This window comes from Phaeodactylibacter sp., from assembly GCF_040219495.1.
Classification (GTDB): domain Bacteria; phylum Bacteroidota; class Bacteroidia; order Chitinophagales; family Saprospiraceae; genus Phaeodactylibacter.
This window is the reverse complement of record NZ_JAVJSK010000146.1, coordinates 19,312-40,943: the sequence shown is the minus strand read 5'-3', so window position 1 is coordinate 40,943 and position 21,632 is coordinate 19,312. Positions and strand designations below refer to the sequence as shown.

Below are 21,632 nucleotides of genomic sequence, written 5' to 3'. Positions count from 1 at the left end.
TCCAAAAACGAGTTACAGGTTGCAGATTTCAGAGCGTGTTGGGACTTGAGTACCTGGAAGACCAAAGCCCCAACACGCTCTGAACCGGAAAATACCGGTGGCTGTGGCAAGGTGCCCATTTTCACCAATCCTATATTGGAGGACTATCGTTTGTGGAGATGATAAGGGGTATAAAAAGCGAAGGCCGAAATCGTTTAGATTTCGACCCTCCAACATTAAACAAATATGCACAGTCTTGAATATCTTAAACACCTTCGAAAAAGATGCCTTGTGTTATTTCGTATATATACAAAAGTACACTTTTTATTTAAAAAACCATACCTGAGTACGCCAATATTAATAATTTCAGGTGTACACAAGTAAAATGCAACACCTTGTCTATTATTCTAGTTCAAAAATGGAAGAGTTATCAAAAAGGGTTTGAAGCCTATTTATTGTTAGAACTGTCTCTGTCCCGGAACACCTCTGCGGCATACCTGAGTGATTTGAGCAAGCTCATCCGCTATTTAGAGCTCAATGATTATGACTGCGGGCCCACCTCCGTTGAGCAGCACCACCTCGAAGGCTTCCTGGTTTGGCTTACGCAGTTGGGGTTGGCAGAGCGCTCTCAGGCCCGGCTGCTGTCGGCACTCAAGACCTTTTATAAGTATATGGTGCTGGAGGACCTGACCGACACGGACCCCACTCAGCATATTGACGGCCCCAAGCTAGGCCGGAAAATACCGACAGTGCTGAACTACGAAGAGATCAGCCGCCTTTTTGAAGCCATAGACCTCAGCCATCCACAAGGGCAACGGAACCGCGCTATTTTGGAGACGCTCTACGCCTGTGGCCTGCGCGTAAGCGAACTGGTCAGCCTGCGCCGTTCAGACCTCTACCTCGACGTTGGCTTCGTAAAAGTAGTCGGCAAAGGGAATAAGGAGCGGCTCGTCCCTATTGGAGAAGCCGCTGCCCGGCATATACAGCTCTACCTGGACGGAGGGAGGCGGGGCCGAATGAATGTCAAGCGCGGGCATGAGGATATTTTGTTTCTCAACCGAAGAGGGGCAGCACTAAGCCGGGTGATGGTATTCAACATCGTTAAATCGGCTGCCAAAGAGGCAGGGATAGATAAGAACGTCAGCCCGCACACTTTCCGGCACTCCTTTGCCACCCACCTGATAGAAGGAGGTGCCGACCTAAAGGCTGTTCAGGATATGCTCGGGCACGAATCCATCATTACCACAGAGATTTATACCCATTTGGATACCGACTATCTGCGGGAAACGCTGTTGCAATATCACCCCCGATATCGCAAACCATAGCATTGATTTGCCACTCAGGGGCACTCCTGTTCAATTAATGATAGGTTTCTGTAACACAAACCAAATCGTGTAGAGTATATTTACGCCTCAAAAAATGAGATGAAGGAGTGGGAGCTGGATTATAAATGGCTGCGTGTAAGGCACCTGGTGAAAAAGACGTTCGACAGGACGGCCCTTCCAGACCTGAATGCCATTTTGTTCCTGATCGGTATTCAGGAGCTGGGGCGCTGGCCGGATAGCTTTACGAAAGAAGAAAAGCAGGACCTTATGCATATTGCAGTATGCCGTTTACTGAGTTACGGAGGGCACTATGCATTTGCAGGCCGGGACGCAGACGGCTGGCCGCACTACGAGCTCCGGCGCCCGGTGGAAACCAAAGGGCTGGAAGCACAGGAAAACCTACTGAAACAGTATGCCATTCAATACTTCCAAGAGTTGGAGCTGGAGAATGGTGGATTAGAAGAAGAATAACAACCAACCTATGAAAAGTTACTTATTCACGCTGCTGGCCGGGCTGGCCCTGACAACAAGCCTTTTTCAATGTGCCCCAAAGGGCGACGGGTACACCTATGCTGTCATCAGCACGGAGTACGGCGACATGAAAGTCAGGCTCTACAACTCCACACCCAAGCACCGCGATAATTTCATCAAACTCGCCAATGAGGGCTTCTACGACAGCTTGCTCTTCCACCGTGTGATTGAAAACTTTATGATTCAGGGCGGTGACCCGGATTCAAAGAATGCCGGCCCAAACCAAATGCTGGGGCAAGGTGGACCAGGCTATACCCTGCCAGCCGAGATCGGCAAAGTGCATTTCAAAGGAGCGCTCGCTGCTGCACGCCTGGGCGACCGCCAAAACCCACAGCGGAATTCCTCCGGCTCGCAGTTTTACATCGTGGACGGGCAGCCCCTCACTGAGGAGAATATTCAGAACCTGGAACAAAACTTTAACAAAACCTATACGCCGGAACAGCGGCAACGCTACCTCGAGAAGGGCGGCTCCCCGGTGCTCGATGGCGAATACACGGTTTTTGGTGAAGTGGTAGAAGGAATCGATGTAATTGATAAAATTGCTGCCGTCCCTACCGGGCAAGCCAACCGGCCTGCGAGAGACGTGCGCATGACTGTAAAAGTGATTGACAAATGAGGCATACACCATTATATATAGTAGTACTGGCCGTCGCCCTGAGCAGCTGTGCCCGCCCGGTAGCCAAGTTTAACCTGGAGGGCGAGCCATCCGTTTTATCACCTCTTGACTTTGACAACCTGTCAGAAAATGCCACCACCTACGAGTGGGATTTCGGGGACGGCAACACCTCTGCCAAGGCGGAGCCAAAGCACACTTACCGGGAATCGGGCACCTATACCATCGCCCTGAAGGCCGTCAATGAAAAAGGCAAGGCCAGAATTGCTCAACAGGAAGTTTCTATTGCACCACCTGAAGTTTGCCTGGTGGAAATCGAAACCATACACGGTAGTATGCTCGTACAACTTTATGATGCCACGCCAAAACATCAGGACAACTTCCTGAAGTTGGTAGAAGAGGATTTCTACAATGGGCTGCTCTTCCACCGTGTAATTGAGAACTTCATGATTCAGGGCGGTGACCCGAAGTCAAAGGATGCACCGGCGGGGCAGCCTCTGGGGTCCGGTGGCCCGGGCTATACGATACCCGCAGAGTTTGTCGACTCTTTGATGCATATCAAAGGAGCGCTTGCTGCTGCCCGCACCGGTGATGCCGTGAACCCTCAGAAAAGGTCTTCCGGCTCGCAGTTTTATATTGTCCACGGCCGCAGCGTAACCGAACAGGATCTGGCTCTGCTGGAGGCGAAGAAGGGGTTCCGGTACACCACTAAGCAAAAGGAAGCTTATCTTGAGCGCGGGGGCACGCCTTTCCTTGACCGCGACTATACTGTTTTCGGGCAGGTGGTGGAAGGTTTTGATGTGCTGGACAAACTCGCAGCGGTGCCTACAAACCCCGGAGACCGGCCCAAAGAAGACCTGAAGATGAAGGTTCGGTTGATTCGGTAGAAGCAGAGGGTGCTGTCTTCCGGGCGATTGAGCACAGGCAAACCATTGACTTCTTTGCAGGAAAAATAAAAAGATATGTACACAGGAAATCTCATTCTGGGCGTAGACGTGGGTGGCTCTGGCATCAAGGGGGCTATTGTCGATATTAACTCAGGAGCATTACAAACAGAGCGGCTAAGGCTTGAAACGCCACAACCTGCAACCCCCAAGGCTGTCTCTGAGGTCTTCGCAGAGCTCGTTCAGATGCACGATTACAAGGGGGTTATTGGGTGCGGGTTCCCGGCTATCATCAAGCAGGGAGAAGCCTTATCGGCAGCCAATATCAGCAAGAAATGGATTGGCACAAATGTTATTGAGTCTTTTTCCCTGGCCTGTAACAATCCCGTAGAAGTGCTGAATGACGCTGATGCTGCCGGCCTTGCTGAGATGCGTTTTGGTTTAGGCCGGGGGCAGAACGGAGTCGTGGTGCTGATTACCATCGGTTCAGGTTTGGGCTCAGCGCTGTTCATTAATGGGAAGCTTGTGCCGAATACGGAATTTGGGCATATGCAACTGCACGGAGACATTGCAGAGGCTTACGCTTCGAGCAATGCGCGCAAATCCGGTGAACTGAGCTGGACAGAGTGGGGAGAGCGTTTTAATGAATACCTCCACTACCTATGCCGGGTCATCAACCCTGACCTTATCATTCTGGGCGGTGGAGCCAGCAAAAAATTCAGTAAATATTCGGAAGTGATTGATGTGAAAGTCCCCGTGAAGCCGGCGGAGCTGCGCAATGCTGCAGGCACCGTTGGTGCTGCTGTTCATGCTTATCAGATCGCCAGAAGCTAGAGCTTGTGGGGGTGTTGCCTTTGGTGCGAACGCCGCCAAATTTTGTTCTAATTGAGGCGCGAGACATTCAAGAATGGGATTAAAGGGGCCTGTTCTTGAATCACATAGCCTTAGCTACATGAGCAACCTGTCCGTGTCCCGTCACCTGTGGGCTTTGCCTACCGGAGACCGAAGACTATGGCAGGCGGGAGCGCAACGAAGAACAGGACGAAATTTGGCAAGAGCAGCCCAAAGTGTAAAATCCCAACAAGCGCTTAGATCGCATAATTTTTGATCATCGCCATCACCTCGGTATCCACCTGCAAGTCGGGCATGAGCTCAAACAGGGACGGGTACATACCATAGTCCTCCTGCAAGGCTTCGCCCAGCCAGTAAAGCGCTGCATTACGCTGCCCAATTGCAAACAGGCAGGCAATACGGCAGTAGAGAATTTCGGCACCGGGCACGGTCTCTATACCGGTCTCCAGTACTTCCATAGCCAATTCGGCCTGCCCACTATCCATTAGGAAAGTTGCCAGTAAGATCCAGTACCGCGCTTCGAGGTCATTCAATGCGATGGCCTCTTCGAGGTGCTCGATGGCCATTTCCGTATTGCCCATATTGAAATAAGCTTCGCCCAGAGCCGCATAGTACTCTTCGCGCTCATCTTCTACCTCAATGGCTTTCTCAAAGTACTGAATGGCATTCATCCACTGCCCTTCGGCAGCGTAGCATTCCCCAATGGAGAAGAAAATTTCGTCATTGAGCGGATCGAGCTGTGCAGCCCGTATGTAAAAAGTCACCGCTGTTTGGGGCCGGTCGAGCCTCAGGTTGCAGTGCCCAATCTGAATATAAAGATCGCTATCGGCATCCGCCCCTTCCTGCTCCAGGAGCTCGAGGTAGTAATTCAGCGCCCGGTTGAACTGCTGAAGTTCAAGACAAAGGTCTGCGCAATCGCGGCAAGCCTGCAGGAAATCTTCTTCGATGGTGAAGGCAAAGTCATAGGCTTCAATCGCCCGCTCGTAATCTCCGGTGTAGACCCGTGCCTGCGCTAGGTTGTACCATGCCAAAGCCAGATAAGCATCTTCTGCCAGTAACGCTTCGTGCAAGTCAATGCTTTCCTCAAACTTCTTACTCTGCACCACACAGATCCCCATACGCTCCAACGCACCCTGATTGGCAGGGTCTTTAAGTAGCGCTTGCTTCAGGGTATAAAACATCCGCTCGTAGGATTCTTCCTGCTCGTAGGCGAGCGACTCGACAAGCAGTATGCTGCTCATCTCTTCATCATTGGCTTCTTCCTTAAGGAAATCGAGAATTCTAAAGCCATCTTCCGCACGCTCGTCCACAATTAAAGCCTCCGCATAAAGCAGCTCTACTTCAATTTCGCCCGGTGACATGGCACGCGCCTTGTCCAGGTAAGGGAAAGCGCACTCCACCGACATGTTGTCGATCAATAGCTGAGCGCTTTTGAGCAGGAGGTTAATAGAAGAAGGGTGCTGATCCATTCCCCGCTCAGTGGCTTCCAGTGCTTTGGACTGCTGACGGTCCGCTTCAAAATAGCTGATGATCTTCAGGTAGGCTGCTTCCTCAAAATAAGCATCTTGCCCGGTCTTGAATTGCGCTTCGTACCGTTGCAATAATTGCTGAATAGCCGTTCTGTGGTGTTGAAATTCGTTTTCAGGATACATGGTCGATCTGCTTATTTCGGTGCAGGCGTAGTAATTAATGATCTGTGCATCAGAATTATTTTAAAGATATGCAATATTCGCCCACAAAGACCAGAATTTAACACCCTCATTCCCCTCCATTAATGGAACGGTAGGTTTTGGAAAGGAAATGGCAAATTTTTACCGACAAAAACGACACTATTCAGATAAAAAAACTTTTAAATTGTCGTTTCTTACATATATTTATTTTATGATATCGTATTTTGACAAATATGTAGCCTTTCTTTTTGGCTGGGATTTCGCCTTTTACACGCGTTAATGTACCCTGCCCCGGCCCGATCAGCCCGAAAAGTTTTCCAACTTTACAGCTGAAATCAGAAACGCCCTCCCGGCCGGCGGTTGTCGCGGATTTTCTTTAGCAGCTCCAGCCGAAACTCCCGGTCGGCACGCTGAAAAAGTACCAGCTTCCGGGCCGGCAGCACTGAGCTAAACCGGGCCTGATAGGTTTTACGCAGCTCCAGCAGCTCCGCTTCAGCTTTCAGTTGGTCTTCCAGGTGTTCGCTGGCTTGCTCATTGGTCATTTGTTCCGGAGCAATTGCCGGTTTGTACTTTTCCTCGATGGCCTGCCGGGCGTCCTCATACTCATTATTGAGGGCCCAGAAGGCCGACGACTCCCCTGTGGTCAGGCCTAAGCGCTGTGTAATATAAGCCACCCGGGCCGCCTTTACCCGCTCGTTTCGCTGACCGTCCCCGAAGTCGAACTGACGGTCAGGTTGTGCAAAAGCAGCTACTGCGGCCAGTAGTAATAATGTGGTCAGTAATACCCGATTATTGTTTTTCATTTTTCTGATTGGTTGGGTTAAAAAAGCGCCTCAATATCCTTGTAGTCCAGATTCTCCAGGTAGTCTTCTATTGGGATCTGATCCAGCTCAGGGAGGACCTCTACATTTTCAACAGTTGTTTCATCGAGCAAGTCGGCTTCTTCCATCAGGCTCAGTTCAAATTCACTAATGTTAGCGTTGATGTACGCAGCGGCTTCTTCCCGCTCCACATCGGCCAGGCTGACCTGTGCGGTACCGGGCGTGCTTTGCCAGTTGTACCAGAGGCCAGCAGCCGATATAAGTGCTACTGCCACGGCTGCGGCCCATCTGTGCCATCCCGGCTGACGAGACCGCTCTGCGGTGTGCACAACCTTCAAAAGCGAAGCTTTTTCCGCTTGCGCTGCTTCCAGGACCCGGTCAGGCAGCGTCTCGAAGTACCCTTCCGGCACTTGCTGTTGCCCGGCTGTTTTGGCAGTCTTGCGCAGCTGAGCTAAAAAAGGAGCACATTGCTGCAGTTCTTCCTGAATATTTTCTTTTTCCTTCATGATCCCGCTGTTAGGGCCGCTTCTACTTTCTTCACGGCGTGGTGGTAGGAAGCCTTCAGGGCGCCCTGAGAAGTTTGTAGCATGGCCGACATCTCTTTGTAACTCATTTCTTTGTAGTACCGCAACCGGAAGACCAGTTGTTGTTTTTCCGGTAGGCTCGCTACTGCGGCATTCAGTTTTCGCTCGATCAGGTCTCCGTCTACAGGTGCTTCGGCCTGCAGTTGAAAAACAGAAGCCTGCCCGTCGATAGCTTCCGTAGCCTGCCGCTGGTTTTTTTTCAAAAAAGTCAGGGACTCATTGGTAGCGATGCGGTACAACCAGGTATACAACTGCGACTTGCCTTCAAAGCTATGGATATTCCGAAAGACTTTGATCAGGCAGTTCTGCAAGACATCGTCTGCATCATGATGCGTACCGACCATCTTGCGGATGTGCCAGTACAGGCGTTCCTGATAGGCCGACATCAATAACCGGAACCCCTGCTCCCGGCTGTCAGGCCGCTGCAGGAGGATAAGAATCTGTTCGTCGGATATTGCCGTCAATGTCGCTTGCAAGTTGTGTGTTTTGAAGGTAAGACTTTCAAAACACAAGGGGGTTTAATGGCCCATCAAAAATTATCCGTGCCGGATATCCTGCAGCCCAGCCGTCAGCTCCCGGATGATGCCCTTTTGCCTGGGGTTGTACACCCAGTTGGTATCAAAAAACTCAAGCACTTCGGGGTTGGCCTCCTTGCTCAGGGTCAGGCTATGGAACTGCGTCCCTTTATTTTGCTGAAAATAGCGGACTTCCCGCAGCACATCGTCATCTATTTTATACATGATGAAATCGGAAATAATCAGCACATCGGCATCTTCGTAATCATTGCCTTTAAGCTGCCGGACCGTCTCGTACAGCGCCAGGCTGACATCAGTACCTCCGTAAAAGGACATGCGCAGGAAGGCCGCAATCTCGTCAATAGAGTCGGCGATATTGTAGAGGTCCAGGGTTTTGATGCCCCGGGAGAAGTTGATGAGGTAAGCGCGGCGGTTTTCATTGATCGCCATTTTGAGGATACCCATGCACAGGACCTTTGCAATCTGCTCAGGGCGGCCGGTCATACTCTCGCTCGTATCCACACACACGATGAAGGGCCCTTTTTCCTTTTGGCGTACCCGCTGATTGATTTCGGTGAGCTGATCCTCACTGCGCACCAGCTTGCGGTCTTCATAACGGAAAGTCATCAGGTTTTTGTCGGCGTACTTTTTGAGGAACAGCAGCTCGGTATCCTCATCGCCCAACAGGCTCGCTTCGGCGCTCAGGAGGTTACTGAGGTCATCGCTTTCGTGCACGCCAACGATTTCGGCTTTGGCGGTTTCGTCTACTTTCCACTCCTGCCGGATGATGGTTTTTTCAAAGGTCTCCTCTTCGATTTCAATTTCGGCTTCGCGCATACGCCCGAGTAGTTCGGCGAGCTCCTTCAGGGACTGCTCATCCTGCAGGAGGTCGTTGTACTTTTCAAGGATATCGAAGGAGGTCTCTTCCCAAAGTTCCCGGGACATATCCCAGCCCAGGTAATCCGAAAAGGGCGACACCAGCTCAAAGAGTTTGTAGTACTCGTCCACTTTTTTCTCTACCAGTGCGGAGAATACCTCTTTTTCTTCCTCCAGCTTTTTGAGCTGAAAATCCAGGATTTTGGCGTAAATGCGGGCGTCCCACTGAGCGAGCAGGTCTTTGAGCAAACGCTCGGTACTTTCCCGGTCATCCCCGGAAAGCCCTTCAAAGGTTTTATTGCCGATAAGCTGCTGGAAGCGGTCCTGGTAAAAATGACTGTCGATGGCTTCCCGGCTGTACTGTGTGCGCAAGTAGGCCGGCAGGTTGGGCCATCGGCGCACAAAAACATGCAAAGGCGTCACCGCCCAACCTTCCAGCCGCTGCAGCTCGTCTTCGTAGGGATGCTGCGCGCGCGCTTTATCGTAAGACTTACGGAGCCAGCGCAGGATGTCCAGTACCACTTGTCGGGTAATTTTGGCATTGCCTTCCGCCAGGTTCAGCAGGCCCGGTATGGAAAAGAAGTCATCCAGCGCCTGCCGAAAATAGGCGTAGTATTGGTCGCTCAATTCGGGGACGATGTGGCGGCCGGGGGCCAGTTTATTCTGGAGGTACTGCACCAGATAGCGGCGCATCTTGCGGTCCAGCAGGTTGCCAAACTCTACAAAGCGCTGGTATTCCTGCTCCAGCTGTTCTTGTATCTCTGTTGTTGCCATACGCTAAGCGTAACACGCAAAAAGGCGTTGTGTTGATCAGGTCAGCTCCCGGGATTCATTCGCCCGCTCGGCTTCCAGGCGCCCCATCTTGTTGTACAGGGCCAGCATCAGGGTGCCAAACAACACACCGATGGTAATGAGTACGGGGTTGAATAAGCCTTCTGCGGTAAAGGAAAGGCGGATCAGGACCGTGGAGATGACGAACCCGGCATTACGGATCAACTGACTGTAGTTGTCGGTGTACTGCAGGGAAATCATGAGGATGAGCACATCAAAGAGGATCATCAACGTGAAAAATTCATTGTAAAAAACCTTGTTGATGTCCGGCAGTTCCTCCAGTTGCCCGACGTTGAACTGCTGCAAGTCGAGCAGCCAACTGCTGAAGCTATAAATGGCCAGGACAAAAAGGATAGGTGCCAGCAGGCCGCTGATCCCTTTCTTTTTCACCACAAACTCATCAATATTGGAAGGCTGCTTGAGACGGGGACGCTGTTGCCGGAGCTTGTAAAACCAGAAAATAAGGCCAAACAACAGTAAAATACAAAGCATATCAGCTCCGAGCAGTTGATTGCGGTAGCTGCTGCCCCATTCTTCGGAGATATCCAGTTTGGAAATATCTTTGAAAATCCGCCGGACGACGATCAGCGAGATGATCTCGTATTGTTTGCCGATGGAAATGGTAAAAGAGTCGGGCAAATGGTAAACCAACATATAAACCTCGTACACCAGAATGAAGGAGAAAGGCGTATAAATCGCTGTGATGGGGCTAATGAAGAGCTCGTCTGCCGACTGACCGAAGTCGACCCACTGCAGGTCGTGCAGAAAAATAAGCAGCAAATGGAACAGGAAACTGCCTATAGACAGCGACAGGATGATGCGCTCGAACCGGTGCCGGAAAGAGGGGTTGAAAAAGAAGCGGAACAAATTTTCGGCCGCTTTCCGGGCATTAGGGTGCATGAAGTCGAGGCATTTGATACAGTAGGGGAAGTAATAAAAACTCATTTTGTTCAGTCCGGTTGGCTTTTCCAGACAAGAAGGGCTCTTACTTCACCTTGATCGAAGAAGAGGCCTCCAGAGATGCCCAAATGTTTTCGAACTGCGAAAACCCCGTTTTTGCGCCTTCTATGACTACAGGCTCTTCCTCGATCAGGTAGTGGCCCAGCACTTTTTGGAAAGTTTTCCAGCGTGCCGAAAGCCCATCTTTGCTACTTTGCAGATAACGCTGTGCATCGAGTGCCCGGAAAGCAGGAAGCTGCAGCAGCGCTTTATGCATCATCTGATTGCCCATGGCAGCGCCCTCGGCCACATAGCAAAGCCCGACCACAAATGCGGCATTGGGAGACGATATTGCCAACGAGTCAGGGGCCTGCTCCGGTACCGAAACCCCGAGCGCCTTCAAATCAGCCTCTATATCCTGCATCCGGGCGGTATCCGGCCAGGTTGGCAGGGCCACCTCAAAGGAAATATCCTGAGTGAACTGTGCATTGATCAGCCGGGTGAACCCCAGGTGTGCTTTCAGCAATTTTGCGTAATGCAAAGGGTCGAAGGGCGGCTCCATCAGCCGGGCACCATCCACCAGGCTTTCGAGGCGGTCGTGCAAGGGGCGGGTGGCTGCTCTTAGATTTTGAAGGCGTTGCTTATCCATATTGCATCAGGAATCTGCCTTGTTTTTCGACAAGTAAGCCTCTACGATTTCGGATAAGGCTTCTTCTGTCAGTGGTTTGTGCAGGTAGCCATGAACGAAAGGGTAAGCCTTGGCCTTTTCCTGATCTTCCGGGTTTTGAGAAGTAGACAACATCACAACCATAGACTGATGAGCACTCTCTCCCATTTCCTTCAGGGCGTTGAGCACATCCCAACCATTCATTCTCGGCATATTGATATCCAAGAAGATGATGTTTGGGCGGACAGGTTCGCTGGGTTGTTGCCAAAGCTCCTGCAGCACCTCCAGCGCTTCAGAGCCATCTTTGGCTAAGGCGACCTCTTTAACGAGCCCGGTGCTGCTGATCACCATTTTATGAATGTAGTTGTCGTCAAGGTCATCATCTACCAGCAGTATATGGTCAATTTGCGCACTCATAGGCGTGTTTTATGGTTTATAGCTTTTTATCCGAAAGGGAAAGGTGAAAAGTAGTGCCTTCCCCAAGCTTTGATTTGGCATAAATATCACCAGCGTAGGCCTCTACGATCTTCTTGCACTGTGCCAGCCCTATGCCTGTACCTTCGTACTCATCTTTGCTGTGCAGCCGCTGAAAAAGCAGGAAAATCTTTTCCAGATACTGCTCTTCCATGCCGATTCCGTTATCTGACACCTCAAACAGCCATTGGTTATCCCCCTTGCGGGCTTCGACCCTAACCACAGGTTGTACCCCTTCTTTGTGGTATTTCAGGGCATTGGAAATCAAATTCTGAAACAATCGTTTGAGTTCAATAAAATCGCCTTTCAATACCGGCAGGTCCACAGCATGTATTGTAGCTCTGGTCTCCTTTATTTTATGCTCATAGTCCTCTCTGATTTCCTGAATGACCTGATTCAAATTCACTTCTTCCACTTCCACAGACCGCCCGATACGGGAGTAGTCCAACAAGTTAGTGACCAACATTTTCATACGGTCGCTGGCCAGGGTGATGCGTTCCAAAAAGAACAATTCATCCTGAGTAAGTTTAGCCGAAGCACTGCGCACCAATAGTTGAGCAAAGCTCCGGATCGTACGTAGTGGCTCCTGCAAATCATGAGAAGCAATATAGATAATTTGATCTAACTCTTTGTTTAAGGTCGCAGCAAGGCGCCCATTCAGCGCACGGATAGCAACCCCTGAACGCTGCAGTTCTTCCCGGACGAGCCTTTCCCTGAACTCTTCAGCGATTTTCACTTCGTACTCTTCCCAGGGTGCAGACTTATCCCGTACTACTTCCTGCCATTTCGCAAAGGACTTCCGAGGACTCAGCCGAACCTTGTCGTCATTTTCTTTCTTTTCCACAAGCACGGCCTCTTTCGGGTTCCCGCCCCAGCTGACCGTTTTATTCATGGGGTTTTTAAACCAAAGCACATTCATGGATTGCTCTACCGAAATACCGAGTACCATTACCCCCGGCCAGGATGGCATAAAATCCGGATCAATCCCCAGCGTTTCCACCACTGACCTTGTAACAAACAAATTGGACTGCTCTCGCTGCTTCAATATTGCCAAAAGGTTGACGATGGTGTCTTTGGGCGGTGTACTCCCTGTTGTCCTGACTTGCTCTCCTACCACCAATGCCACACCATCAGCAGCACATAGGTCTTTGAGGCCAGGTTCTGCATTCCACAATTGCGCTTCGTAGGTGAGGTTGTTAGTCGTTTGCAGATGCTCCACGAAAGCCTTTTCTGCCATTCTGTATTTTTGCCCCTGCCGGAGCATCCGCTGATTTTCGAGGTACACCACCCGCGTGGAAAAGACCATAGCCATCACTTCACAGAACCTTCTTTGCTGCAAAGGAATAGAATAAGCCGAGTAGTGGTGGTTAGCGATAAGGCCCCATAGTTGCTGATTCACAATTATGGCCACGGACAGGGTGGCCCGGACGCCCATGTTGTGCAGGTATTCCAAATGTATAGGCGAAGTAGCCCGGTGCTGAGCATGGGAAAGGTCCAACCCGCCGGGCAAGTCGTACGGCTCGGCCAGATAAATGGGGCTGTGTGGGGTATAAATATCGGGAAGTATCCGGGAACGGTTGTCCAGAAATAGCTTTCGGGCAATAGGCGGAATATCTGTTTTGGGGTATCTAAGGCCAAAAAAAGGCTCCAGATGCGCTTCCCGCGCTTCCCCAACCACTTCCCCGTTCCAGTCTTCATCAAACCGGTAAACCATCACCCGGTCATAGCCCGAGAAATGCTTCACCTCCTGTGCCATCTGATTAAACAGCTCCTGTTCATCCTCACAGTCGTCCAAGACACCGATGATCTGCTGCAGGTTTTTAGAAAACAGCAGGTCCTGATCAGGCTTTTGCTCTTCGAACTCAATGATGAGGAATTCTCCAGACTGATGCCCGATCGCATCAAACTGCCGGCCAGCGATTTCCACTTCGAGGGGATTGATTCCGCCCCACTTAGACCGTTCTATATGAGGCATCAGTACAGCGTAAACCGCATCAGGAAGACTATCTTTCCAGGGCTGTCCCAAAAATGAAGCTTTTTCCAAACCCAGTAGTTCCATCAGGTTTTCGCTCGCGCCAGCTACCGTGAAATTGGTCCGGTCGATCGCCAGTAAATAAGCGCCTCCGAAAATAGCGGATGGGCGGTGGATAGGCTCTTCGCTACAGTTGTCCAGCGTGGGGCTAAAATTGCTATAATAAGTTTTTGAATTCAAAGCATATTATATTTGGGTTTTAGGGCAGCCTGCCCCTATGCATATATTCAGGAAGGCCCTTGGATGTATCAATTCGGGAAGTAATATAAAAAAAATCACATTAAGACTATCCACTATACCCATTTTTACCCTGTCAACGGGGCTTTTCCTGATATACTGTCTCGTACCGACCGGTCAAGATTAAAACAATCCTCCTCAGATTTCCCTACCTTTGTGCCTGGATAAAAAAACACCAATACGATGTTTGGAAACATGCTTGGCGACATGGAAGAGCGCCAAAACGAAATGCGCCAAAAACTGGCACAAATCATGGTAGAAGGCACTGCACAGAACGGTGCGGTCAGGGTTACGGCCAATGCCAACCGCGAGATCACTGATATTCAAATTGACCAGGAAAAGCTGGACTGGGAAGATGTGGAAATGGTTCAGGACCTGGTCCTTGATGCCACCAACAAGGCCCTGTCTGCTGCTGCCGCTAAGGAAGCAGAAGCCACACAGCAAATGGTCAAAGACATGATGCCTCCGGGCATGGGCAACCTCGGCAATCTGTTTGGCTAAGCCAAAATATCGCCCCGGCATTTCCGTTAAACTAGGATGAAAAGCAATCTGTACATGAAGACGATCCCAATCACGACTTTACTCTTCGTATTGGCCATGCAGCTCAGTGCCCAAACCACCGCTGGCCTGATAGCCCACTACCGCTTTGACGGCAGTACCAACGACGCTACGGGCAATACAGCCAACACAGGAGCGATAACGGGCAACCCTTACTATACCTGTGGTGCCGAAAACGATGCTATCTCCTTTGACGGGCAGGACGATGAGGTGGTCATCCTGGGCGGCCCGGTCAATGATGAGTTTGACAATGAGGATGTCTCCGTGAGTTTTTATTTTAAACCACGCGGCGGAGCCGGTACGCAGTATTTGTTGTCCAAACGCAGCCCGAGCTGTTTTGGCGGCAATGAATTTTACATCCTTTACACGCCTGCCAGCCGGACCATCAGCGCGTTTTTCTTCGAAACCAGCGACCGGCGGGTTATTGCCACCCATCAGATCAGCAACACCGCCTGCTGGCAGCACCTGGCTATTGTGCGGGAAGGCGGAAGAGTGCGCCTGCACCTCAACGGAGCGCTGATCAGTGTGTTCAGCACCCTGGAGCGTATTAACGTCAACAACGATGGCGACCTCATCATTGGTGACAGCGACTGCAAAAACGCCACGGAGTCCCCCTTCAGCGGCCTGATGGACGAACTGCGGGTTTACAATCGTGCACTCAGCGAGCTTGAAGTGCGCGAGCTTTACAGCGCCCCCGACCGTATCGAGCGCGACGGGAACATTATCAACATCTTCCTCGGCGATGCCTTTGATGTGGAAATGAGCAACACCTGCGGTACGGTATTCAGCTGGTCCCCGACGGATGGCGTCTCTGACCCGTTCCTTGCCGAGCCTTCCATCGAGCCCGTAATGGCCGGGGAAATCACTTACGAAGTGTCCATCTCTGATACGGTCACTTCTTGCATTGCCCGCGATCAGATCACTTTCAATGTCATTGATCCGGATGACCTGGATTGCAACACCATTTTCCTGCCTACGGCATTCACACCCAACAATGACGGACTGAATGACACCTACGGCGTGAGCAATCCCTACGCTATTCCTCAATTACTGACTTTCGAGATCTATGACCGCTGGGGCAACCGGGTTTTTGCTACGCAGGACCCTTTTGAGCGCTGGGATGGTTTTTACCGTGGCGAGCCTGTCAATGCGGGGGTGGTGCAGTATGCGCTGCAATGGGTGTGCGATGGTGAGGAGAAGGTACAGACGGGAGAGGTGGCCGTATTGAGGTAGCGGGGCAGTCTTACAGCGGCACAGGTTCGGTGAAACTCTTTATTTTTGTGTATGTTTCAGCAAAAAAATAAAGGGATGATGATGAATCAACGTTGGTGGGCATTGGCGGCGCTACTTTTGCTTGCTGCCTGTACGCCTAAGACTACTGAGCCTGTAACCGAAACGCCTGCCGAAGTGGCGGCACCTGCTCCGGAGCAGGAGGAAGACCTGAGCCCGTGCCCTAAATTCCGGGATGCGCCTAACCCGGATGATGCAGAAACCAATTATGTGCTTTACCGTGATTTTCTGCGGGCTGGCGACTGGGATCAGGCGTTCGCATTGTGGAAAAAGGTCTATGCGGTAGCTCCCGCAGCAGATGGACAGCGCAACACCGTTTATGCGGATGGCATCCGCTTTTACGAATACTTCATCAGCCAAACGCAGGATGAGGCGCTGAAGGATGCCTACGTGGACACGATCTTCAGTATTTATGATGAGATTGACCGGTGCTACCCGGAAGGCGGCTATATCAAAGGGCGCAAAGCCTTCGATCTTTTCTACAAATATCCGGGCCGCGCTACCAAAGAGGAAATTTACGCCCTTTTTAAGGAATCCATTGACATTGACAGTTTGGATGCTCCCGACTTTGATGTCAACCCCATGGCTTCTTTGCTGGTAGATTTGTACGACGCTGGTAAAATTAGAAAAGAGCAAGCCTATAAGTATCAGGCCATTCTGCGGGCAATGATTGAGAAAGGACTAAAAGAGTGCAAGGGCACGGCCTGTGAGCGCTGGCAGATCATCGAGGAGTATACGCCGGTACGCCTGGAGTACTTCGAGACCGTGAAGGGCTTCTACCCCTGCGACTACTACATGGATAAATACTATCCGGAATTTGAGGCCAACCCAACGGACTGCGATGTGGTGCGCACGGTTTATAGCCGGCTGAAGTTTGCCGAATGCGCTACCGATGACGAGCGCATGAAGGAACTGATCCGCATTGGCAACGAAAACTGCCGCCCGGAGGCCGGCAAGGCGGACTCTGCTTACATCTACCTGCGGGAAGCCGAGTACCAAAAAGCCATTGTCGCCTTCCAGAGAGCCATTGAGGAAGAGGAAACCGCGGAGAAAAAAGCCAGGTACGCCCTCAACAACGCCAAAATTTACGAAGTCCACCTGCGCAACTTCCCCAAAGCCCGCCAATGGGCAGAGCAAGCGGCTGAGATCCGGAAAGACTGGGGCGAGCCTTACATCCTCATCGGCAGGTTGTATGCCTCAAGTGGCCCGCTTTGTGGCCCGGGCCGGGGCTGGGACAGCCAAATCGTCACCTGGCCGGCTATTGATGCCTGGCAGAAAGCCAAACGCATCGACCCTTCGGTGAGCGAGCAGGCCAACAACTTCATCAACCGCTACCAACAGTATATGCCCAACCGGGAAGACGTCTTCATCCGTAGCCTGAAAGCGGGCGAGTCCTTCTTTGTGCCTTGCTGGATTCAGCGGTCTACTGTTATTCGCACGGCGGATTAAAGAGTGAAGGCAGGTTGCTTTTGGAATGGCATATCCTGGTGGCTTACTGCCCAGGTTAAGGTCTATTTTTGAAAGCAGCCTGGCTTTTCTGCTTAAAGAAGGTATTTCGAAACTGATTTATCAGAAAACTTGTTCTTCAAAGTTGTAAAGTTAAGTACAGCAAAAACCACTTAAATGGTCCGTATATGAGCAGTTTAGAAATCAAAGGTGGAATATTAGAGATGATAGCCAATATTGATGATGTCGAATCCCTGGAGGAGCTCAAGAAACTGGTTACTGAATTCGTTGGCAACCGGGTCAAATCAGATACAGACTTCTGGGATGAACTTAGCGAAACAGAACAAGCAGAACTGGAGCAAGCCATTGCCGAAAGTGAGGACTCTGCTAACCATATCACCCATAATGTTGTAATTCAGAAGTACAGGCAATGGTTAGGGAAGTAGTTTGGAACAAAAAGGCATTGGAAAGCCTTGATGAAATAATTGGATACCTGGAAGAACACCATTCTCCTTCGACTGCTGAAAATTTTTTAACCAGCGTACTTGAATGCATCGATAAACTAAGCCGGTATCCGGAAATTGGAAGAAGAACAAAACGCTATAAAACTGTACGGCAGTATAAAGTCGATAAGAATAGAAAACTCTATTATCGGAAATATGGAAAAAAGCTTCTAATCGTTTTACTATTCGATGAACGGCGAAATCCAAGCGCTAACCCTTACCGATAAACCAGACGGCGCGGGTAACGTACATGTTTATCAAATGAACTGTAACAGTAACCATCATCAACTGCTAGTACAACTCCACCCCCCGCTCCTCCGAAATGTGCAGCGCCCGCACTTCCGTAGCCCGCTCATCAATATCCACACTGCTGTTCTCCAGCCGGAGTACGCCGCGCGGGCAGACCGCCGAGCAGACGCCGCAGCCTACACAGGATGACCGCACGATATCCTGCCCCCGCTGCGCATACCAGCGCACGTCGATGCCCATTTCACAGTAAGTGGAGCAATTGCCGCAGGAGATACACTGCCCACCGTTGGTGGTGATGCGGAAGCGAGATTTGAACCGCTGCACCAAGCCCAGATAGGCAGCCAACGGGCAGCCAAAGCGGCACCACACCCGGTTGCCCATGAGCGGATAAAATCCGGTGCCCACCACGCCAGCAAAAGCCGACCCAATCAGAAAGCCATACCATTGGCGAGTCTCTCCGCTGCTGAGAAAGAAAAACTGCTCGCTTTCCGTTGCCCAGTGGTAGCCTGAGATGCCGATAAGCAGGACGGTAACGCCCAGCCCTGCATACATGCCCGTAGCACCGATGTCTACGCCTCCTTTCCGCCAGCGGTACCAGGCGTAGCCCATGGCACCGGCCAGCGTCAGCATCATAAGCAGCAGGAAGTTGCCCCGGCTGAACCATACCCCGTTTTTGGGCAGGTAGGAATAGAGCACGCCCACCGTCATGATAACCGCGAAGACCAGGACTCCGTGGATAATCCAGCGCTCGTACTGCCAGGCGCGCAGGCTTTTGTCTGACAATTGCCGGTAGGGATCGCCTACCGTCTCGGCCAGGCCTCCACAGCCGCACACCCAGGAACAGTACCAGCGCTTACCATAAAAATAGGTAATGATGGGCACGCCCAGTACAATCAGCGCAATGCCCCAGCCCAGCATAAAAATGCCCAGTCCCCCGCTGTTGATGAGGTTGTCCAGGTTCCAGTCGAAAAAGAAGGTATAGTTGAGCGGCCAGATGTTCTTGAAGTCGTAGTACGGATAATTCAAACGCACCAGTATCTCCGGAAGGAGGAATGCAAAGGCCGTCTGAAAAAACATCACCGATGCTGTACGGATTTGTTGATACTTGTTGTGCATGTACTTGGCAAACATGCGCACGCCCATCACCAGAATGACTAGGGTATACAGCATACCGTAGAGAAACCACTGACTGGCTTCTCCCCCGTTCAAAGCATAGCTCAGTGGGTCTGAGAGGAGCATCCAGCTCGTGATATGCTGAGGCGACCAATACAACAGCACATAAAAAGCGATGAGGTAGAGGCCCACCCCTACGCCCAGCCAGCCTGTAAGGTCCGGTGAGGCAGATTTAGCCGGAGTGCGCCAGGCGGAACGCTGCGCAAAAAATACCAGCCCGGTGATCAACAGCCCGATCAGCACCGTGATGCCCGACCAGAAATAGTCTTTGCCCATGTAGTAGATGCCGTACACCAGCACACCCAAAATGGTCGCGCCCAGAAAAAAGCCACGCACACTCAGGCGCAAGCCCCGGGTAAGGCTACGGTGGTAAAGGTGGTCGTGCTTGATGCCGGGAATGAGATTGAACTTAGGCAAGATGTACAGCAACCCGCCCAGTATCCCCAGGCCTACAGTCAGCCACCAAAACAGTACCGGCTGAGCGGAAACCGGCCCTGTACTGGCCTTTTTCACTACTGGCAGGAGGTAGTTTTTGGCTTTCCAGGAAGGCAATTCGTAGTCGGAGCGGTTACCATCTTCCGGTAAGCTGGCTGGCGGAGTTTCCTTGAGGTCTTCCCCAGTCTGTTTGAACAAGTCCTGCATCACCGGCACAAAGCTAAAACTCGAGGCATAGGCCTTGCCCAGGATGCCCTTCTCCTTTGCTGCTGCTACGAGGGCGTCCACGTGGTAGTTATTCTCAATCGCCTCGCTCAGCCGGGCTTCAGAAAGCTCGTACTTTTCCAAACCGAGCGTCGCGGTGAAAATCAGCAACGCTGCTGCGAAAAATGCCAGTCCGATCTTTTGTAAAGTATGCATGGGTTGATTTTGGTCAATTTGAAAAAGAAAACGCTACGCCTGCCCCCGCAAAAAGGCCAGCGCCCGGGATAGCCCCCGCTTTTGCTGCAGCTTTAGGTACTTACCGGTCTGCTGATTGTACTGCGCCACCACTTCGCGCTCGAATTGGCGGTAAAACTCGGGGTCAAAATTAGCCAGGCCAAGGTTTTGGAGGACCTCCTCTACAGAGGCCTTTTGAGCCAGCCAGCGCTCACAGACTTCGTGGCGGTAGCGAACGCCCATCAGGTTGAAGCCCACCACCTGCTCCGTATTTTGGTCGTACACGATGCGGATGCTCTTGCGCCCATCGGCATGCTCCCAGTAGACCGAGGCATAGTGGTCCGGCATGCGGCCGCTCACATCGCCGTACACCTGGTATTCGATATCTAAAAACTTGGCAGAGTTGAACCAGATACCCGGGTCGTATTCTGTAGGCCGCCCGCTGATAGTATGCGCCACGGTCTCCCCCATCATGCGCCCCGTGTACCAAACAGCTTCGATAGGGCGGCGGCCAGGATTGGGGTTGCGTATCTGCGTGCAGTCGCCGATAGCGTAGACATCAGTCAGGTTGGTCTGCAGGTAGTCATCGACTAAAATGCCCTTATCGGTCTCCAAAGCAGTACCCTTCAACCACCCGATGTTGGGGTGCACTCCCGCCGTAAGCCCCACGTAACCGCAGTCGATGCGCTCGCCCGTGGATGTGATAACCGCACAGGCGTTGCCCTTCCCATCGTCCACAATTTCCTTCAGCTCGGTGGACAGGCGCAGGTCGATGCCGTGCTCACGGATGTGGCGGGTCACCATTTCCGACTCCTCCTTTGGCAGCACGGCATTCCAATAGGCCGATTCTCTTACCAAAAAGGTAACCGGAATGTGGCGGGAGTGGAACATCTCTGCCATTTCGATACCAATCAGCCCGCCGCCCACGATGACGGCGCGTTCCAAGCCCTCGCTATGCGCTTCCATGTATTCCAAATCCTGATAGCTGTACAGCCCCCGTACGCCCTGCAGGTCCTGCCCCGGCCAGCCAAACTTATTGGGGGCCGAGCCGACCGCCATGATGAGCTTGTCGTATGCCATTTGCTCGCCTTCGCGGAAATGCAGCTGCTTGTGCTCAAAATCAATCTGCTCCACAAAGCCCCGCTTCAGCCCGATGCGGTTTTTCTCCCAAAACCAGTCTTCGTAGGGTTTGATGTCTTCGTACCGCATATGCCCCATGTAGACATACATCAGGGCCGTGCGGGAAAAGAAGTGATCGGTTTCTGCCGAAATCACTGTGATCTGATGGTCGGTCAGCTTCCGTAAAAAACGGGCAGCGGTAATGCCGCTAATGCCGTTGCCGAGGATGGCGATATGCATAGGTGGTGCTTGTTTATCCCAAAGATAGGAATGGAGATGGGAAAAGCGCAGCTCTGCCGGTATTGATGTCTTTGGGGGGACAGATACCAGGTAGGGCAACCGTACCAAATAAGTTTTTCATTAAAACGGGCGAAAAGAGGCTGAAGCAAATCGATTTTGACGGGGCTTCACCTCAAGCCGGTGAGGCTCTTCATTTTGGCATTGCCCCAAAACGAAGCAAAAACGCTAGAAATTCGCAAACTCCTCCGTCGAACATACAATTTCGGCAGCCGCCACCCAATTTAACGTGCTCCGTGGCATGTTCCGTGGCATGTTCTCATTCTGATGCGCTTGTCCTTAATACCAAGCGTA

At 51.5% G+C, this 21,632-nt stretch carries 21 protein-coding genes; 10 read left to right on the top strand and 11 right to left on the bottom strand.

Going from position 1 to position 21,632, the window contains the following annotated elements; all coding sequences use genetic code 11:
- Positions 1-374 precede the first annotated feature (374 nt).
- From xerD to ppgK, 5 genes are all read left to right on the top strand, one after another.
- The gene (xerD, locus tag RIC19_RS23700) at positions 375-1,304 is read left to right on the top strand and encodes a site-specific tyrosine recombinase XerD (protein WP_350180870.1); all 930 of its coding nucleotides are present in this window, start codon (positions 375-377) and stop codon (positions 1,302-1,304) included.
- A 99-nt stretch (positions 1,305-1,403) separates the two neighbouring features.
- On the top strand, positions 1,404-1,775 hold the full coding sequence (locus tag RIC19_RS23695; RefSeq protein ID WP_350180869.1) for a hypothetical protein: 372 nt from the start codon (positions 1,404-1,406) through the stop codon (positions 1,773-1,775).
- A gap of 10 nt (positions 1,776-1,785) precedes the next feature.
- Positions 1,786-2,451: a peptidylprolyl isomerase gene (locus RIC19_RS23690; protein ID WP_350180868.1), complete on the top strand. Its 666-nt coding sequence runs from the start codon at positions 1,786-1,788 to the stop codon at positions 2,449-2,451.
- A complete protein-coding gene (locus RIC19_RS23685) occupies positions 2,448-3,335 on the top strand; it encodes a peptidylprolyl isomerase (RefSeq protein WP_350180867.1) in 888 nt (295 codons plus the stop codon). The genes RIC19_RS23690 and RIC19_RS23685 overlap by 4 nt, the downstream gene beginning before the upstream one ends.
- Before the next feature lie 75 nt (positions 3,336-3,410).
- Positions 3,411-4,166, top strand: coding sequence for a polyphosphate--glucose phosphotransferase (ppgK, locus tag RIC19_RS23680; protein WP_350180866.1), 756 nt, complete (start codon positions 3,411-3,413; stop codon positions 4,164-4,166).
- Positions 4,167-4,420: 254 nt separating this feature from the next.
- On the opposite strand, the gene RIC19_RS23675 is transcribed toward ppgK, so the two are convergent.
- The 9 genes from RIC19_RS23675 to RIC19_RS23635 form a co-directional block, all read right to left on the bottom strand.
- Positions 4,421-5,836, bottom strand: coding sequence for a tetratricopeptide repeat protein (locus RIC19_RS23675; RefSeq protein WP_350180865.1), 1,416 nt, complete (start codon positions 5,834-5,836; stop codon positions 4,421-4,423).
- 353 nt (positions 5,837-6,189) lie between these two features.
- Positions 6,190-6,657: a hypothetical protein gene (locus RIC19_RS23670; protein ID WP_350180864.1), complete on the bottom strand. Its 468-nt coding sequence runs from the start codon at positions 6,655-6,657 to the stop codon at positions 6,190-6,192.
- Between the two features lie 17 nt (positions 6,658-6,674).
- On the bottom strand, positions 6,675-7,181 hold the full coding sequence (locus RIC19_RS23665; protein ID WP_350180863.1) for a hypothetical protein: 507 nt from the start codon (positions 7,179-7,181) through the stop codon (positions 6,675-6,677).
- On the bottom strand, positions 7,178-7,735 hold the full coding sequence (locus RIC19_RS23660; RefSeq protein ID WP_350180862.1) for an RNA polymerase sigma factor: 558 nt from the start codon (positions 7,733-7,735) through the stop codon (positions 7,178-7,180). The genes RIC19_RS23665 and RIC19_RS23660 overlap by 4 nt, the downstream gene beginning before the upstream one ends.
- A gap of 60 nt (positions 7,736-7,795) precedes the next feature.
- Complete coding sequence (locus RIC19_RS23655) at positions 7,796-9,424, bottom strand: VWA domain-containing protein (protein WP_350180861.1); 1,629 nt, start codon at positions 9,422-9,424, stop codon at positions 7,796-7,798.
- 36 nt (positions 9,425-9,460) lie between these two features.
- Positions 9,461-10,426: a hypothetical protein gene (locus RIC19_RS23650; protein WP_350180860.1), complete on the bottom strand. Its 966-nt coding sequence runs from the start codon at positions 10,424-10,426 to the stop codon at positions 9,461-9,463.
- Between the two features lie 40 nt (positions 10,427-10,466).
- Entirely contained in the window at positions 10,467-11,069 is a 603-nt protein-coding gene (locus RIC19_RS23645) for a biliverdin-producing heme oxygenase (protein ID WP_350180859.1), read from the bottom strand.
- A gap of 6 nt (positions 11,070-11,075) precedes the next feature.
- On the bottom strand, positions 11,076-11,504 hold the full coding sequence (locus RIC19_RS23640; RefSeq protein ID WP_350180858.1) for a response regulator: 429 nt from the start codon (positions 11,502-11,504) through the stop codon (positions 11,076-11,078).
- Positions 11,505-11,520: 16 nt separating this feature from the next.
- Entirely contained in the window at positions 11,521-13,773 is a 2,253-nt protein-coding gene (locus tag RIC19_RS23635; RefSeq protein ID WP_350180857.1) for an ATP-binding protein, read from the bottom strand.
- Positions 13,774-14,013: 240 nt separating this feature from the next.
- On the opposite strand from RIC19_RS23635, the gene RIC19_RS23630 reads away from it, so the two are divergent.
- The 5 genes from RIC19_RS23630 to RIC19_RS23610 all read left to right on the top strand — a co-directional run bounded on the left by RIC19_RS23630 (position 14,014) and on the right by RIC19_RS23610 (position 17,854).
- Complete coding sequence (locus RIC19_RS23630; protein ID WP_350180856.1) at positions 14,014-14,331, top strand: YbaB/EbfC family nucleoid-associated protein; 318 nt, start codon at positions 14,014-14,016, stop codon at positions 14,329-14,331.
- 54 nt (positions 14,332-14,385) lie between these two features.
- On the top strand, positions 14,386-15,621 hold the full coding sequence (locus RIC19_RS23625) for a LamG-like jellyroll fold domain-containing protein (protein WP_350180855.1): 1,236 nt from the start codon (positions 14,386-14,388) through the stop codon (positions 15,619-15,621).
- A 75-nt stretch (positions 15,622-15,696) separates the two neighbouring features.
- Entirely contained in the window at positions 15,697-17,127 is a 1,431-nt protein-coding gene (locus RIC19_RS23620; RefSeq protein ID WP_350180854.1) for a tetratricopeptide repeat protein, read from the top strand.
- 185 nt (positions 17,128-17,312) lie between these two features.
- Positions 17,313-17,570: a hypothetical protein gene (locus tag RIC19_RS23615; protein WP_350180853.1), complete on the top strand. Its 258-nt coding sequence runs from the start codon at positions 17,313-17,315 to the stop codon at positions 17,568-17,570.
- Complete coding sequence (locus RIC19_RS23610; protein ID WP_350180852.1) at positions 17,555-17,854, top strand: type II toxin-antitoxin system RelE/ParE family toxin; 300 nt, start codon at positions 17,555-17,557, stop codon at positions 17,852-17,854. Before RIC19_RS23615 ends, RIC19_RS23610 begins: the two co-directional genes overlap by 16 nt.
- A gap of 64 nt (positions 17,855-17,918) precedes the next feature.
- Here RIC19_RS23610 and RIC19_RS23605 read toward each other — a convergent pair whose 3' ends face one another.
- Both RIC19_RS23605 and RIC19_RS23600 read right to left on the bottom strand, forming a co-directional pair.
- On the bottom strand, positions 17,919-19,904 hold the full coding sequence (locus RIC19_RS23605) for a 4Fe-4S binding protein (protein ID WP_350180851.1): 1,986 nt from the start codon (positions 19,902-19,904) through the stop codon (positions 17,919-17,921).
- A gap of 33 nt (positions 19,905-19,937) precedes the next feature.
- Positions 19,938-21,281, bottom strand: a complete 1,344-nt coding sequence (locus RIC19_RS23600) for an NAD(P)/FAD-dependent oxidoreductase (RefSeq protein ID WP_350180850.1) — start codon at positions 21,279-21,281, stop codon at positions 19,938-19,940.
- Positions 21,282-21,632 lie beyond the last annotated feature (351 nt).